The 16,159-nt window shown below is 60.8% G+C and carries 15 protein-coding genes; 9 read left to right on the top strand and 6 right to left on the bottom strand.

Translation table 11 applies throughout. The annotated features are described in order from the left end of the window. The first annotated feature begins 3 nt into the window (after positions 1-3). Positions 4-696, top strand: a complete 693-nt coding sequence (locus ACN0SD_RS15605) for an ABC transporter ATP-binding protein (RefSeq protein ID WP_417809151.1) — start codon at positions 4-6, stop codon at positions 694-696. A gap of 16 nt (positions 697-712) precedes the next feature. Next, positions 713-1,093, top strand: coding sequence for a hypothetical protein (locus ACN0SD_RS15600; RefSeq protein WP_417809150.1), 381 nt, complete (start codon positions 713-715; stop codon positions 1,091-1,093). Positions 1,094-1,265: 172 nt separating this feature from the next. Here the strand turns inward: ACN0SD_RS15600 and ACN0SD_RS15595 are convergent, their stop codons facing one another. From ACN0SD_RS15595 to ACN0SD_RS15570, 6 genes are read right to left on the bottom strand one after another with little or no spacing between them, the layout of a single operon-like run. Continuing rightward, complete coding sequence (locus tag ACN0SD_RS15595; RefSeq protein ID WP_417809149.1) at positions 1,266-3,491, bottom strand: glycoside hydrolase family 2 TIM barrel-domain containing protein; 2,226 nt, start codon at positions 3,489-3,491, stop codon at positions 1,266-1,268. Between the two features lies 1 nt (position 3,492). Beyond that, positions 3,493-4,641 (bottom strand): galactonate dehydratase, encoded by a 1,149-nt coding sequence (dgoD, locus tag ACN0SD_RS15590; RefSeq protein ID WP_417809148.1) that lies wholly within the window; start codon positions 4,639-4,641, stop codon positions 3,493-3,495. Next, positions 4,638-5,588, bottom strand: a complete 951-nt coding sequence (locus ACN0SD_RS15585; RefSeq protein ID WP_417809147.1) for an aldose epimerase family protein — start codon at positions 5,586-5,588, stop codon at positions 4,638-4,640. Before ACN0SD_RS15585 ends, dgoD begins: the two co-directional genes overlap by 4 nt. Continuing rightward, positions 5,581-6,513 (bottom strand): Gfo/Idh/MocA family protein, encoded by a 933-nt coding sequence (locus ACN0SD_RS15580; protein ID WP_417809146.1) that lies wholly within the window; start codon positions 6,511-6,513, stop codon positions 5,581-5,583. The genes ACN0SD_RS15585 and ACN0SD_RS15580 overlap by 8 nt, the downstream gene beginning before the upstream one ends. Next, entirely contained in the window at positions 6,510-7,571 is a 1,062-nt protein-coding gene (locus tag ACN0SD_RS15575) for an ABC transporter ATP-binding protein (RefSeq protein WP_417809145.1), read from the bottom strand. The genes ACN0SD_RS15580 and ACN0SD_RS15575 overlap by 4 nt, the downstream gene beginning before the upstream one ends. Continuing rightward, positions 7,568-8,377, bottom strand: a complete 810-nt coding sequence (locus tag ACN0SD_RS15570; protein ID WP_417809144.1) for an IclR family transcriptional regulator — start codon at positions 8,375-8,377, stop codon at positions 7,568-7,570. Before ACN0SD_RS15570 ends, ACN0SD_RS15575 begins: the two co-directional genes overlap by 4 nt. Before the next feature lie 126 nt (positions 8,378-8,503). Here ACN0SD_RS15570 and ACN0SD_RS15565 point away from each other — a divergent pair, with 126 nt between their 5' ends. The 7 genes from ACN0SD_RS15565 (at position 8,504) to ACN0SD_RS15535 (ending at position 16,045) form a co-directional block, all read left to right on the top strand. Further along, positions 8,504-9,739, top strand: coding sequence for an ABC transporter substrate-binding protein (locus tag ACN0SD_RS15565; RefSeq protein WP_417809143.1), 1,236 nt, complete (start codon positions 8,504-8,506; stop codon positions 9,737-9,739). Positions 9,740-9,823: 84 nt separating this feature from the next. Beyond that, the gene (locus tag ACN0SD_RS15560) at positions 9,824-10,756 is read left to right on the top strand and encodes a carbohydrate ABC transporter permease (protein WP_417809142.1); all 933 of its coding nucleotides are present in this window, start codon (positions 9,824-9,826) and stop codon (positions 10,754-10,756) included. A gap of 1 nt (position 10,757) precedes the next feature. Next, on the top strand, positions 10,758-11,603 hold the full coding sequence (locus tag ACN0SD_RS15555; RefSeq protein ID WP_417809141.1) for a carbohydrate ABC transporter permease: 846 nt from the start codon (positions 10,758-10,760) through the stop codon (positions 11,601-11,603). Next, positions 11,600-13,684 (top strand): alpha-galactosidase, encoded by a 2,085-nt coding sequence (locus ACN0SD_RS15550; protein ID WP_417809140.1) that lies wholly within the window; start codon positions 11,600-11,602, stop codon positions 13,682-13,684. Before ACN0SD_RS15555 ends, ACN0SD_RS15550 begins: the two co-directional genes overlap by 4 nt. Further along, positions 13,681-14,595, top strand: a complete 915-nt coding sequence (locus tag ACN0SD_RS15545) for a 2-dehydro-3-deoxygalactonokinase (RefSeq protein WP_417809139.1) — start codon at positions 13,681-13,683, stop codon at positions 14,593-14,595. The genes ACN0SD_RS15550 and ACN0SD_RS15545 overlap by 4 nt, the downstream gene beginning before the upstream one ends. Then, on the top strand, positions 14,592-15,200 hold the full coding sequence (locus tag ACN0SD_RS15540; protein WP_417809138.1) for a 2-dehydro-3-deoxy-6-phosphogalactonate aldolase: 609 nt from the start codon (positions 14,592-14,594) through the stop codon (positions 15,198-15,200). Before ACN0SD_RS15545 ends, ACN0SD_RS15540 begins: the two co-directional genes overlap by 4 nt. Then, positions 15,197-16,045 (top strand): SMP-30/gluconolactonase/LRE family protein, encoded by an 849-nt coding sequence (locus tag ACN0SD_RS15535; RefSeq protein WP_417809137.1) that lies wholly within the window; start codon positions 15,197-15,199, stop codon positions 16,043-16,045. Before ACN0SD_RS15540 ends, ACN0SD_RS15535 begins: the two co-directional genes overlap by 4 nt. Positions 16,046-16,159: the final 114 nt, after the last annotated feature.

Here is a 16,159-nt window from a genome sequence, read left to right as displayed (position 1 = left end):
CAGATGGCTTTGGGCGATATCCTGATCGACGTGCAAGGCGTGGCCAAGCATTATGGCGAGGGCGAGACCCGCGTCGATGCCCTGCGTCATGTGGATCTGCAGGTTCATGCGGGCGAGGTGATTGCGCTGCTTGGGCCTTCGGGCTCGGGCAAGACCACGCTGCTCAATATCATCGGCTGTATCGTGGGCCCCTCATCGGGGCGCGTCGAACTGGATGGGGAGCCGGTCTTTGACACCAAATGGCTGCGCGGCGATCTGCGCAAGCTGCGCCTTGATAAGATCGGGTTCATCTTTCAGGCCCATAACCTGCTGCCCTTCCTTACGGCCGAGGAAAACGTCTCGCTCGTGCTCGACCTTGCGGGTTGGCCGCGTGCCAAGGGGCGCGAACGGGCGCGCGAATTGCTGGACTATCTCGAGGTCGGCCACCGCGCCCCGGTTAAGCCCGCGCTGCTGTCTGGTGGTGAGGCGCAGCGTGTCGCCATCGCGCGTGCGCTTGCCAACAGCCCGCGCATCATTCTGGCCGATGAACCCACCGCGGCGCTGGACAGCAAGCGCGCGCAGCTCGTGATGGATTTGTTACGCAAACTCGCCGCCGAGCAAGAGGCCTGCATCGTGACGGTGACGCATGACGAAAAGATTTTTGACCGCTTTGATCGCCTGATCCATCTGCGCGATGGCCGTCTTTCGGATGAATAGAAAGCCGGAGGGAGCGATGCGCACAAGACCGCGTTCGATAACCATTGCCGCCATCGTGGCGGTGCTGTTTGGAGCAGTGACTATCGTCTCGGGCGGGCGCGCGCTGTTTGGCGGCGTCGATATGGGGGCGGTCGCACCCTTTGTCTTGTGGTTCAATTTCTTGGCGGGATTTGCATACGTGGCAGCGGGCGTCGGGCTATGGCGCGGGGCGCAATGGGGGCGCGCACTTGCCATCGCAATCGCGGCAAGCACAGCCTTGATCTTCTTGGCGTTCCTGTGGCACATCCTGCAAGGGGGCGCTTTTGAAAGACGTACACTCGTAGCGATGATACTGCGCCTAATGACATGGCTCGCAATCGTGGTGGTAAGCCTCAGGCGCAGCGACATCGCTGACTGACCACCTTCGAAATTCCGCAGCGCTATGGTTGCGATGAGGGCGCAGTCAGGATTGTCACTGCCACGTTTCAAGCGCCATATTGGCACCTATTGCGCTGCCCTCGGACCAAAGATCCGCACATGAATGCACACCAGATCCGTGAGGGCGCGATAGCGCATTTTCCGCGCTGTGCCTATTCCTGATCAGGGGCGCTGATCTTGATCACAATCTGTTCGCGCTGCTCGCGAAGGCGCGCTGTCAGGCGCAGCGTGCCAGTTTCGCCCGTCAGTCGCAGCCAACATCCCGTCGCGCCGCCTGCCAGAACCGGGCAGTCCGGGCCGATCAGCCGGGCAGGACCCTCTACGCTTAAAAACACTGGTTCATTCAGGAAATGCAGCTTGTTGCCCGCCTGATCGCGCGCGCGGATCATCACGTGGATCTCGTTATCGGGTTCTGCCGCGGCGCGGGTCACATCAGGTGCCAGCTCAAGCGTCGTCAACAGCGCGTCGGCGGGAAAAATCCGCTCGGCGACGACTTCACCATTTAGGAACCCGGTGACCTTCCCGCCATGCCAGCTTTCGCCCCATTGACCCAGCTCGGTCTCAGAGAAATGGCGGTGATCGATGATGATCGGCGGATGGGGCAGATGCGGAAAGCGTTCGCGATCAGGGCCGACTCGTTTGATCACATCGGCATAGGACAGCTCGACCTCGTCGCAGTTACTCAGCACGATCAAGGGTAGCACGCCGCCGATATTGCGCTCGCCGCGCGCCCAGACGGTGACGGGTTCCATCACGATCTTTTCTTCGGGCGGCATCTGGCTGGCATAGGCATAGGCGGCGAATTTTGGCTCACGGAAGATGCTCATCACGCCGTGATGGCAAATCCGATCCCCCGCACCGAAATCTTTATGCGTGTTGTAGTCAAACATGCACCAGCCAATGCAGCCCGCAATGCCGGCATCGGGGTCATGTGCGGCATTCAGTACCTCAAGATGGCGCAGCACATGTTCGTGCTGGCGATGCTCGGGGTCGCCCGCCTTCGTGGGGAACATATGGCCGTTATACTCGGTCACCAGATAGGGCACGCGGTTGGGCAACCCCGTGACCTCCTGCTGATCGCGCAAGCCTATGCGCGGGCGGTTTGTGCCGGGCAATTCGAACTCGCCCAGAACGAAGTCGTTCATCGTATAGACGTCTTCGAGCAGATGGCTGTCGGGAATACAGCGCACGCCGCCGGTGGGGCGCGTCGGATCGAGACGATGGGCCAGCGCATTGGTGCGCGCGTAGAAATCATCGGCATCCGGACTTTCATTGATGCGCACACCCCAGATGATGATCGAGGGATGGTTCCAGTCGCGCCGGATCATCCGCCCGACATTCTGCACCGATTCATCCTGCCAGCCGGGGCCGCCAATATGCTGCCAGCCGGGAATTTCCTCAAAGACCATCAGGCCGACCTCATCGCAGCGATCAAGGAAATAAGGGCTTTGCGGATAATGCGAGGTGCGCACGATATTGCAGCCCAGATCAAAACGCAAAATCTCGGCGTCGCGTTCTTGGCTGCGCTGGCCCTGTGCATAGCCGGAATAGGGAAAGCTCTGATGGCGATTCAAGCCGCGCAGCACGACCCGTTCGCCGTTGAGAAAAAACACGTCGGGGGTAAATTCGGCGTGGCGAAAACCGAACCGCTGAACCAGCCTGTCGCCGCTATCGGGAAGCGTTATTTCGAGGGAATACAGCGTCGGGGTTTCAGGGGACCAGAGCACTATGTCTGATATATCAGAAATTTCGACATTATCAGAAGTAGCTTGTTCACATCGCCTAATTTCCGCACCTTCGGGATCGCGCAACACCAGCTCCACTGCTCCGGGTTGCGAGGTTTCGAGCTTCGCCACCACGCGCTTCTGCTCTGCCAGCACATCAGGCGTCTCGATCTTGAGGCTCTGGATATGGCGCGCGGGAAGCACCTCCAGCCAGACATCGCGATAAATTCCGGCATAGGTCAGATAATCAATGCGCCCACCAAAAGGTGGGATCTCGGGGTTCTCGCTGCCGTCGATACGCACCGTCACGCGGAGTCTTCCCAATCCAAGCGGATTTTCCAGCGGCACGGTAAACGGCGTGTAGCCATCACGGTGGCGAGCAACCTCAACGCCGTTCACCCAAACCACCGCATCCGTCATCGCCGCGTCAAAGCGCAGCTGCACGATCTGCCCCGCCCAGTCCGGCTGCCAGTCAATCTCACGCTGATAGGTAAAGACGCGCTGAAACGCACGCTCGTCGAAATAGCTCATCTCCAGATCGATGGCGTTATGGGGGAGCGTGACGGGATTGCCGGGCAACGCTGCTTGCGTCCACGCCGGATCGAAGCCTTCAGCAAAACGCCAATCGGTGTTCAGTTTGAGGACGTGACGCATCTTACCACTCCGCAAAGCTGCCATCGGCGTGACGCCAGACGGGATTGCGCCAGCGATGCCCTTCCGCAGCGGCTTGGCGCACCTTTTCCTCGTTCACTTCAATGCCGAGCCCCGGCCCCTGCGGGATCGCGACAAAGCCGTCCTGATAGTCGAACACATTGGGATCTATCAGATAATCCAGCAGATCCGAGCCCTGATTGTAGTGAATGCCCAGCGATTGTTCCTGAATGAACGCGTTGTAGCAGACCGCATCGAGTTGCAGGTTCGCCGCCAGCGCTATCGGCCCCAGCGGGCAATGCAGTGCCAACGCCACATCATGCGCCTCGGCCATTGCCGCTATCTTGAATGTCTCGGTGATACCGCCGGAATGGCTGGGATCGGGTTGCACGATATCGACATAGCCGCCTTGCAGGATCGCCTTGAAATCCCAGCGCGAATACAGCCGCTCGCCCAGTGCAATCGGCGTCGCGCAATGGTTGGAAATCTCGCGCAACGCCTCGGCATGTTCGCTCAGCACCGGCTCTTCGATGAACATCAGGTTGAACGGTTCCAGCTCTTTCGCAAGCTGTTTGGCCATCGGGCGATGCACGCGACCGTGAAAGTCGATCCCGATCCCGAAATCGGGGCCCATCGCCTCACGGATCGCCTGCACGCGCGCCAAAACGGCGTCGATCTTGGCGTGGCTGTCGATGAATTGCAGCTCTTCGGTGGCGTTCATCTTGACGGCTGTAAAGCCGCGCGCGCCGCATTCCCGCGCCATGTTCGCCGTATCGCCGGGCCGGTCGCCGCCGATCCAGCTATAGACCCGGATGCGGTCGCGCTGCTGCCCGCCCAAAAGCGCATGCACCGGCACGCCAAGCGCCTTTCCCTTGATGTCCCAAAGAGCCTGATCAATGCCCGCAATCGCCGACATGTGGATGCCGCCACCACGATAGAATCCGCCGCGATACATCACCGTCCAATGGTCTTGGATATGGCCCGGATCCTTGCCGATCAGATAATCCGAAAGCTCTTCGACGCAGGCCGCAACCGTGGCCGCGCGGCCCTCAAGCACCGGCTCGCCCCAGCCGCTGATCCCTTCATCGGTCGAGATTTTGACAAAGCACCAGCGCGGTGGGACGATAAAGGTTTCGATGGCGGTGATTTTCATTTTGACCTCGTGGTGAATGTCAGCTGCGTTTGGTGATGATAGGTGTCGCCCGGCCTCAGGATCGCATCGGGAAAATCGGGGCGGTTGGGCGCGTCGGGCCAGGCTTGCGGTTCAAGACATAGCGCGTGATGCGCGGGCAAGTCGCCCGAGGGTGTATCGACCGTATAAAGCTGCGATCCCGGCTGGTTTGTCGAAAGCCGCATCTCGCGCCCGGACATGGGATCGTAAAGCGTCGCGGCGGGCTGGTCATTTTGGGCGTTGAGGCAAAAGCAATGGTCCACACCGGGGTCGCCTTCGCGCAAGATCGGGCGCGGTGCGCGATAGTCAATAACTGTGCCAGCCACAGGTTGCGGCGCGCCAAGCGGGAGATTTACGCCATCAACGGGCAGATATTTCGCCGCATTAATGCAGAGCAGATGGTCGTTCACCGGCCCTCTGCCCGCGAGATTGAAGAACCCGTGCGAGGTAATCGACACCGGGCAGGGGCGCGAGACGCGGGCGCGATAGCTCAGGGTCAGTGTACCCGGCTCGGATAGGCTGAACTCAGCCTCGACATCCAGATCGCCCGGAAAACCCTGATCGCCATCGGGGCTATGTAATGCCAGCGTAACCGAGTGTGCGCGCTGATCCAGAATCTGCCACTCGCGCCGATCAAATCCCTCTGCGCCACCGTGCAAACAGGTCGCGCCCTCATTTGCGCTCAACTCAAAGCTCTGCCCATCCAGCGCAAAGCGCGCCCGCGCAATACGATTGGCAAATCGTCCGACAGTCACGCCGCGAAAACTGCGGGTGCGGCGATGATCGCTAGGCTTTGCCAGCCCCATCATCACCTCGCTCAATTGCCCGTTTCGATCCGGCACACGCAGCGAATGTAGCACCGCGCCGAAAGGCAAAATGCTGGCCTGCATCCCCGAGGGCAGTGCGATATGACAAATCGGCTCAGCCATTGCTGTCGTCGACAAAAGGCGCGACGCGCTGCGTGTGCGCACATAAAAAGGCATCCGCCACCAGCCGCAACGGCGTGAAATCGGCATTACTTTCGCCACGCGCCACGAGATCACGAAACTGCGCGTAAAGCGTGGCATATTCCGAGGCTACCGCGACAGGCTGCACCTGCCCATCAATCGCAAACCGTGCCCCGCCCTGATCAAGCGTTGCGGCGCTATCTTGCGTCTCAAAGCGAATGCGCCACAGTTCGTCACCCGTTTCGCGCCAGTCAAAGTCCGCTTGGATAGCCACATCAGCCGCGCGCATTTCAAGCCGGGCGGCAATCGGCGTCTGGCGTCCCTCTGGCACCAGCAAATCGGCAGAGGTGATCCGCACCGGCTCGCGCAGAACTGTCGTCAAGATCGACAGCGCGTTGATGCCCGGGTCAAAGACGCCCAAGCCTCCGGCTTGCCAGATCCAGTCCTGACCGGGGTGCCATTTGCGCACATCTTCACGCCACTCGATCACCACCTTGCGCAGGCGTTGGCCTGCCACCCAAGCGCGCGCAGCATCGACCCCAGCGGCTGCGCGAGAATGCCATGTTGCAAACAGCGACAGGCCTCGGCGTGCGGCTTCCTCGCGTAAGGCTTCGACCTCGGATAGCGTCGCACCCGGGGGCTTTTCGAGCATCAAGTGACGGCCCGCGCGCAGCACCGCCATCGCCTGATCGAACCGCCCCTGCGGCGGGGTACATAGCGAGATCGCGGGGACATCAGGTTCCGCCGCCAAAAGCGCCTTGATATCGGTGTAGCAGGGCAGATCGGGCAGTGTCGCGTTGCGGCTGGCCAGTGCGGCCAGATGCACGCCCGCGACCTGCTCAAGCGCGGGCAGATGTTGCGCGCGCGCAATCGCGCCTAAACCGACAAGACCGATGCGAAGGCTCATCCGCGTACCCGCGCACCGTCATCGGCGCGAAAGACGTAGACATCGGCCGGGTCAAAGTGCAGCCTGACCGTGCCGCCACCTGCCGTCGAAAGGCGTTTGTCAGTTTCCACGATGATGCGTTCGCCGCTTGGGGCGCGCAGATGGGCATAGCTGACTCCGCCAAGGTTTTCTGCCATATCGACCGCGAAAGCGCCCGCATCCGCGACGATCTTGAGCGCATTGGGCCGCAAGCCGACTTCAACTTCGGTGCCTTCGGGCGGCAGGGCAAACGGGAGTTTGATCGTACTTTCCAGACCGGGCACTTCAACCGCCCCCGCCTTGACTGTCCCGGCAAGGAAATTCATCGAAGGCGAGCCGATAAAACCCGCCACGAAACGGTTATCGGGATCATCATACAGATCCATCGGTGCGCCGACCTGCTCGATAATGCCCGCGCGCAGCACGACGATCTTGTCGGCCATCGTCATCGCTTCGACCTGATCATGGGTGACGTAGATCATCGTCGCGCCGATCTCGCGGTGCAGACGCGCGATCTCAGCGCGCATCTCGACGCGCAGCTCGGCATCAAGGTTGGAAAGCGGTTCGTCGAATAGGAACACTTTCGGCCCGCGCGTGATCGCGCGCCCGATAGCGACGCGCTGACGCTGCCCGCCCGAAAGCGCCGCTGGCTTGCGCTTGAGCAGCGGTTCGAGCTTGAGAATATCGGCGGCTTCACGCACTTTTTGAGCGATTTCCTCCTTGGGATGACCGTTCATCTTGAGGCCGAAACCCATGTTTTCCGCCACCGTCATATGCGGGTAAAGCGCGTAGGTCTGAAATACCATCGCGATGCCGCGCTCGGCGGCTTCGGCATGTGTCACATCTGCATCGCCGATCCGGATCGCGCCGTCGCTCGTCTGTTCCAGCCCCGCGATCATGCGCAACAGCGTGGATTTCCCGCAGCCCGAGGGGCCGACGAAAACGCAAAACTCGCCATGATCGACCGTCAGATCGACGCCGTGGATCACCTCTACGTCGCCGAAACGCTTGACGACTTTCTGCAATGCAACTCCGCTCATCGGGTCTCCTCCCTGATTTGCTCGGGAAAGCGCCAGTTTGCGGCAGCTTTCGCGATCTGGTCCGCCGTCTCAAGGATCAGCGGTGCGTAAGATTCTAGTGCGTCATGGCCAGCGCCATGGCCTGCCGTTATCGACAGCGCCCCCAAGACACGCCCGCTTTGCGACAGGATCGGGGCCGCGACACAGCGGATGCCCGGTTCGTGTTCTTCATCGTCCCACGCGTAGCCACGCGTGCGGATCGCGGCCAGTTCGGCGCGCAGGTCGGCCTCATTGGCCAGCGTGGTCTTTGTGAAACGGTGAAAGCTCTGGTGCGCGATTGCCGCCTCTAGCGGCTTGGGCGCCAGATAGGCCAGCATCGCTTTACCGACACCCGTGCAATAGGCCGGCCCGACCTTGCCCGATTGTGAAAACATTTCGACCGGGCGCGCGGCGTTGCGTTTGTCGACATACAGCACCATGCCCTGATCAAGCTGCGCAAGATGCAGCGTCTGCCCGGTCTTGGCCGACAGCGCATCCAAGTAGGGCGCCGCAATTGGCGCGAGCGAGCTTTGCGCCCAAGCGGCATGCGCCAGCCGCACCAACCGAAGCCCCGGCGCATAGCTTTGGCGCTCGTCATCATAGGCCAGCATGCCCTGATTGGTGAGCGTTTGCAGAAAGCGATAGAGCGTGGCCTTGGGTAGCCCTGACACCGGGAGCAGTTCAGCAAACCGCACTGGGCGCCCGAACTCGGCCACAAGATCTAGCACGGTCAAGGTGCGGCCAACCGTGCCGTCCACTTTCGCGGGGTGGGATTCGTGTTTTGTCATAGGCCTCCTCCACAGGGCTGTTGACAGGATGCGCGATTCACGGCAACATTTCAATATGTAAAACAAGGTTTCATTATTTGGAACTAAAATCGAGACCTTGCCTTACGAAAACCGGGAGGAGAACCGATGAAACTTTTGAAAACCGCAGCCGTTGCGGCGCTGTTGGCCGGTATGGCCCTGCCTGCATTGGCGCAGCAACGCACGCTGACGCTGAATACCGACGCGTCCGATCCGGCGCCCAAAGCCGCCTTCGATCAACTGATCGCAGGCTTTGAGGCCGAAAATCCTGACGTTAAAGTCGTTGTGAACATCTTCGATCACGAAGGTTACAAGACAGCGATTCGCAACTTTCTGACCGCTGACAGCCCAGATCTAGCGAATTGGTATGCCGGTAACCGGATGGCACCTTTTGTCAAATCGGGGCAGTTTCTGGATGTCTCGGATGTCTGGGAGGAGAACGGTCTGAAGGACAGCCTCGCACCCGCGCTGTCATCGATGACGATCGACGGCAAGCAATGGGGTGTGCCCTATACCTACTACCAGTGGGGCATTTACTATAACAAGGATCTCTACAAGAAAGCCGATGTCGAAGTGCCCAAGACTTGGGACGAGTTCATCAGCAATTGCGAGAAGTTCAAAGAGATCGGCGCCGACTGCCTGACCACCGGCACCAAGGCCCTTTGGCCCGCTGCGGGGATTTTCGACTATCTCGATCTTCGCACCAATGGCTATGATTTCCACATGCAACTGACCAATGGTGAGATCCCGTGGACGGATGAGCGTGTGCGCAAGGTCTTTGCCGAATGGGCCAAGGTTCTGCCCTACACCACGCCCAATACCGCCGCGATCGACTGGCAGGATGCGGTGTCTAATATCGTTCAGGGCAAGGCCGCGAACTATGTGATGGGCAATTTCGCCGTTGCCAGCTTCAAGGATGGCGGGATGACGAATGACACGCTCGGCTTTATGGATTTTCCCGAAATCACGCCGGGCCTCGCGCGTGCAGAAGAGGCCCCGACCGATACGATCCATATTCCGGCGGGTGCCAAGAACGTGGCCGATGCCAAGAAATTCCTCGCCTATATCGCACGTGCGGATGTGCAGACCAAGATGAACGAGGAACTCGGACAGTTGCCGATCAACAAGGACGCCTCGGTGGGCGATGATCCCTATCTGCAAGCGGGATTCGAGATTCTCTCGACCGCCGACGGTGGCATTGCGCAGTTCTTTGACCGTGACGCGCCCGCTGCAATGGCCAAGGCCGGTATGGAGGGCTTCCAGGAATTCATGGCCAAGCCCGAGCGCGTTGATGCGATCCTTGATCGCCTCGAAAAGACCCGTCAGCGCGTTTACAAGAACTGATCCACGATCATCTGACGGTGCCCTGTCATGGGGCACCGTTCCTGTTTCATCCCGGATTGTTCCCTAAGACTGAGGATAGCGCCGATGAGTGTTTCACCCGCCATTCCCCAAGGCTCTGCAGGCCAACCCGCGCCGCGCAAGCGCCGCCGACTTAGCCGCAAGCTAGCGCCTTGGCTGTTTCTCGCGCCGGGCATGTTCATGTTCCTGATCTATGTACTTATCCCGATCGGGCGCTCGATGTGGATCTCGTTCTATCAGTGGGACGGGCTGAGTCCGGCGCAGTGGATCGGGATGCAAAATTACGTCGAACTTCTTGATGACGAGGCGTTCTATACCAGTCTCAAGAACAACGTAATCTGGCTGGTGCTGTATATGCTGGCGATCCCGCTGGGGCTGTTTATCGCGCTGTTTCTCAACCAGACCGTCCGGGGAATCCGGATCTACAAATCGCTGTTCTTCTTTCCCTTCGTGATCAGTCAGGTCGTCGTCGGCCTAATTTTCTCATGGTTCTACGCCCCCGATTTCGGGCTGTTTTACAAGATATTGGAGTGGTTCAGCGGTTATGGCATCGCGGTGCTGGCCGATGAGAACCTTGTGACCTACGGGATTATCGCCGCCGGGCTGTGGCCGCAGATCGCCTATTGCATGATCTTGTATCTGACGGGGTTGAACTCGGTTGCGCCCGACCAGATTGAGGCCGCGCGGCTGGACGGTGCCAAAGGCATCAAGATGCTGTGGTATGTCGTGTTGCCGCAATTGCGCCCGGCGACCTTCATCGCGCTGGTCGTGACCGTGATCGGGGCGTTGCGCAGCTTTGATCTGGTGTCGATCATGACCTCGGGCGGACCTTATGGCTCGTCGCGGGTGCTGTCCTATTACATGTACGAGCAGGCGCTGTCGGAATACGGCTATCGCATGGGCTACGGCGCGGCGATCGCGGTGGTGCTGTTTGCCATCATGATGATTTTCATCTCGGGCTTCATCTGGAAGATGTGGCGCGACGAAAGGGGGCTTTGATATGTTTCCGCGTCCAGTTCAATCCATGAGTCCCGCCGCACGCACCGCCTATAAGGTGGCGCTGCCGGTCATGCTGATCCTGTGGCTGCTGCCGCTTTTGGGGGTCGCGATGACCTCGCTACGCCCGTCCAGCGATCTTGCGCAGGGCAACTATTTCGGGATGCCGTCCTATCTGGCGTTTTCGAATTATCTTGATGTGTTTCGCAATTCGCCCTTTGCCAGCTATATGCTGAACTCGTTTCGGGTCACGATCCCGACGATGATCGGCGCGGTGGCGCTGTCCTGCCTGACCGGCTATGCGCTGGCGGTCTACAGATTCAAAGGCAATCTGCTGATCTTTTTCCTCTTCGTGGCGGGCAATTTCGTGCCCTTCCAGATCCTCATGGTGCCGGTGCGCGATCTTACGGTGAAGATGGGGCTTTATGACACGATTACGGGGCTCGCGCTATTCCACATCGCGTTTCAAACCGGGTTCTGCACGCTATTCATGCGCAATTTCATCAAGGCATTGCCGCGCGAGCTGATCGAGGCGGCGCGGGTCGAGGGCGTAGGCGAATGGCAGATTTTCTGGCACATCGTGCTGCCGCTGGTGCGCCCGGCGATTGCGGCGCTGTCGGTGCTGATCTTTACCTTCATCTGGAATGATTATTTCTGGGCGATGGTGCTGACCACGGGGGCCGATACGCAGCCGATCACCGCAGGGCTGAATTCGCTCAACGGGCAATGGGTCGCGGCGTGGCAGTTGGTGTCGGCGGGCTCGATTTTGGCTGCGCTACCACCTGTCGCGATGTTCTTTCTGATGCAGAAACACTTCATTGCAGGGCTCACGCTCGGGGCGGTGAAATGATCCGCACTTGGCACTTGCGAGATACGCACCAAAGCCTTGTTCTGGCCAGCCGCGATGACCGGCTGCCAAAGGTGATCTACTGGGGAGCTGCCCTGCCCGAGAGTGAGGATCTGGCGCAGCTTGCCGCCAGCGCCGAGATGGATGTGACGGGCGGGATGCTGGATCGCAATCCCGATCTGTCGATCTGCCCTGAAGCCTCGCAAACCTTCCCCGGTGAGCCGGGTTTGATCGCGCGCGATGCGCAGGGTCGCGTGCTGCGCCCGGCCTTTCGCTTCGCGTCAGAAACGGTTCGCGCGGATCAGCTTGCGCTGGTCTATCGCGATGCGGCGTTGGGTGTGTGCTATCGGGCCGATTTCGCGCTCGACGCCGCCACCGGAATGATCACCGCGCGGGCCGCGCTGGATAGCGAGACGCCAATCACGCTGCATTGGCTGGCTGCCCCGGTCTTTCCTGCATCGCAGCTTTGCGACGAAATGCTGGAGTTTTCGGGCCGCTGGTGTGGTGAATTCCAAGTGACCGCAACGGCTTGGTCACCCGGCCAGCGGGTGCGCGACAATCACAGCGGGCGCACCGGGCATGAACATTTTCCCGGCCTGATCCTGCCCACGCGCGGTGCGAGCAAGACCAGCGGCGAAACCCGCGCCTTTCATTATGGCTGGTCGGGCGGTCATCGAATGGTGGCCGAGGAATTGCCCGATGGGCGGCGCCAAATTCAGTTCGGGCATGCCTCGGGCAGCGAACCTATGCCGGGCACACATTTCGAAACCGCGCCCCTTTACGCGGTCTATTCCGCGGTGGGCTCGAATGGCTGCGCGGTTGCTTTTCAGCGCCATCTGCGCGACCGGATCGTGCAATTTCCAGACCAAGCTCTGCCGCGCCCGGTGCATTACAATTGCTGGGAGGCGGTCTATTTCGACCATGATCTGAGCGAGTTGTTCGAGATCGCGGATCGCGCCTCCAAGCTGGGGGCGGAACGCTTCGTGCTTGATGATGGCTGGTTCGGGCGGCGCGATGACGACACGACCAGCCTTGGCGACTGGCAGGTTGATCCGCGCAAATATCCCGATGGCTTGGGTCCGTTGGTTGCGCATGTGAACGCGCTAAGCATGGGGTTCGGGCTGTGGTTCGAACCTGAAATGGTCAATCGCGACAGCTATTTGGCGCGCGCGCATCCCGATTGGCTGCTTGGGCCGCCCGATCAAATCGAAGGCCGCCAGCAACGGGCGCTTGATATCGCGCGCAAGGACGTTCGCGATTATCTGTTCAGCGCAATCAGCGCGCTGCTTTCGCTACATCCGATCGAGTATGTAAAATGGGATCATAACCGCGTCCTACCCCATGCCGATGCCGCCCAGACGCGCGGGATCTATGCGCTTTTGGATCAGCTTCACGCCGCACATCCGGGGGTGGAGTTCGAAAGCTGCGCCTCGGGGGGTGGGCGGATTGATTTTGGTATTCTTGAACGCACGACGCGGGTGTGGTTGTCAGACAGCAATGACGCGATTGAACGGCTGCGTATTCAGCATGACGCGGCGCTGTTTCTGCCGATGGTTGTCACCGGTTCGCATGTCGGGCCACGGCGGTGCCATACGTCGGGTCGCGTGATCGACATGGAAATGCGCGCGTGGGTGGCGGCCCAGCGTCACATGGGCTTCGAAATGGACCCGCGCGAGTTGACCGAAGAAGAGGCCAAAGTCTTGTCCGATGTCACGACATGGTGGAAAGCCAATCGCGATTGGCGCGCACGTGCCGACATTCTTCGTCTCGAGGTCGCCGACCCCGCTGTGATCGCAGAAATACAACTGGCCGAAGATGGCGCGCGTTTCGTAGTTTTTGTGGGCCAAGGCGAAACCTCTGCGCAGATCCTGCCGCGTCCTCTGCAGCTGAGCGGGCTGGACCCGCAGGCGCGGTATCGGCTGAACCTGCGCAACCGTGCGCAAGCGCCGGGGCTTTCACGCGGAGCGCCTGCGCTGAAAAAGGGCGCGCTGGAGTTGAGCGGGCAGGCTCTGATGGGGCACGGCGTGAGCTTGCCTTGTAGCTTCGCGCAAACCATGTGGGTGATCGAAGGGGAAAAGCTATGACTGCGCTGAACACCGACGCCGCCCCTAACTGGATCGCTGCCGACTGGGGCACCACTCATCTGCGCCTTTGGGCAATGCGTGGCAATGAGGTGCTGTCAAAGCGCAGCTGTGATCAAGGAATGGGGCGGCTGAAACCTGCGCAATTCGGCTCCGTGCTCGAAGCGGAAATCGCGCAATGGGGCACCGATTGGGGCGGTATTCCAGTGGTCGCTTGCGGCATGGTCGGCTCACGTCAGGGCTGGACGGAGGCGCCCTATCGTGCGACCCCAACCGATCCGCGCGCGCAGCTGATCCGGGTGCCAGATCACGCCGCCCGCCCGGTCTATATCGCGTGCGGCATTCGCCAAGATGATCCGCCCGATGTGATGCGCGGCGAAGAAACCCAGATCGCAGGTTTGCTTGCCCAGTCCCCTGATTTTGACGGTATCGTCTGTCTGCCCGGCACACATACGAAATGGGTGCGGCTGCGCGCAGGCCAGATTGAGCGATTTCAAAGCTGCATGACGGGTGAACTATTCGAGTTGCTCGCAAAGCATTCGGTGCTGCGCCATACGCTGGACACTGATGGCTCGGATCTGCCCGCTTTTGACGCGGCCTGCGTTGAAGCACTGGCCGACCCTGCGCGTGCCTATGGCGAGCTGTTCGCCTTGCGCGCCGGCGCATTGCTCAACGGTTTTGATCCGAATAGCGCCGCCTCGCGTCTCTCGGGGATGCTGATCGGCTGGGAGCTGGCGGCGACGCGCGATCTATGGACGGGGCATACCGTCGCTCTGATCGGCAGTCCAAAACTCGCTGCGCTTTATGCCCGCGCGCTGGGCGCGAATGGCGTGGAGACGCAAGATTATCCGACCGAACCCACAACCCTCGCCGGGCTGCACGCTGCCTGGCAAACCATCGGAGCCTGCCCATGAGCCGCCCCCTGATAGCCATCCTGCGCGGGATCACCCCGCCCGAGGCGCTGCCCGTTACCGAAGCGTTGATCGACGCTGGGATCACTCGCATCGAGGTGCCGCTTAACTCGCCTGATCCTCTTGTCAGCATCAAGGCCATGGTGGAGCGCTTTGGCACGCAGGCAGATATCGGCGCGGGCACCGTCCTGACCCCTGAACACGTGCGCGCTGTTGCGGCGACTGGTGCGCGACTGATCGTGTCGCCTAATTGCGACCCGGCGGTGATTGGGGAAACCAAGACTGCAGGGCTGCAAAGCTATCCCGGCGTAATGACCCCGACCGAGGCTTTCGCTGCAATTGCGGCGGGGGCAGATGCGCTCAAGCTGTTTCCCGGTGATCTGATCGGGCCAGTGGGGTTGCGCGCGATGGCCGCCGTCTTGCCGCGCGACGTGGCGCTTTATGCCGTGGGTGGTGTGTCGGTTGAAAACATGGCCGACTGGCAGCGCGCCGGGGCGGCGGGTTTCGGCATTGGCAGCGCGATTTATCGCCCCGGCGACAGTGCCGAAACCGTTTCGCAAAAGGCGCACGCCTTGGTCGCCCGCTTTGACGAGGTGTTCACGCAATGACCGCCACGATCTACGACGACCGCGCCTGTTCCCTCGGCGAGGGCGCGTTCTGGCACCCCGAGCGCGGCCAGCTTTTCTGGTTCGACATCTTGCGCGGACGCTTGCTAAGCCGCGCGGGCGATCAGGCGCTGGAGTGGCAAATTGGCGAGATGGCCTCGGCGGCGGGCTGGATCGACCGCGACACGTTGCTGATCTCGACCGAGACGGGGTTGCGCCGGTTCGACATCACAAGCGGCGCTCATGAACCCATCGCCGCGATCGAGGCCACGCACGCCGACACCCGCTGCAATGACGGGCGGGCCGATCCGATGGGCGGGTTTTGGACGTCCACCATGGGCAAGGCAGCAGAACCGAAAGCCGGCACGATTTATCGCTATTTCAACGGCGCTGTGGAACCGGTGCTGCGCGATCTCACGATCCCGAATGCGATATGCTTTTCCCCCGATGGGCGGCGCGCCTATTTCGCCGACACGCCGACGCGAAAAATCATGATGCTGGCGCTGGATGCACAGGGCTGGCCCGAAGGCACGGCCGAGGTCTTTGTCGATCTTGCACCAGAGGGGCTCAACCCCGACGGAGCGGTGACCGATACCGAAGGCGCGCTATGGAACGCGCAATGGGGGGCGGGGCGCGTTGCGCGTTACCTGCCCGATGGCCGCTTTGACTACGCGCTTGCTGTGGCAGGACGGCACAGTTCTTGCCCCGCGTTCGGTGGCCCCGATTTACGGCTGCTTTTTGTGACCACTGCGCAAGAAGGAATCGCCACGCCAGATAGCGCGCAAGGCTGCGTGTTTTCGCTCAACGCCCCGGTAGCTGGACGCGCAGAGCCACGCGTCCAGCTGTAACGCCCCGATTGTTTTACTCGACTATCTGCATCCCGTTCGGGCACGATGCGTGCATATGAATCGAACGCCTCCTGACGCATGGCCGCTCGTGCAGATCGACGAGCGGCTTATGCT

The sequence above is a fragment of the Thioclava sp. genome, from assembly GCF_048263065.1.
Lineage (GTDB): Bacteria > Pseudomonadota > Alphaproteobacteria > Rhodobacterales > Rhodobacteraceae > Thioclava.
The sequence above is the reverse complement of the archived record's forward strand: the minus strand, read 5'-3'. Positions and strand labels throughout refer to the sequence as shown.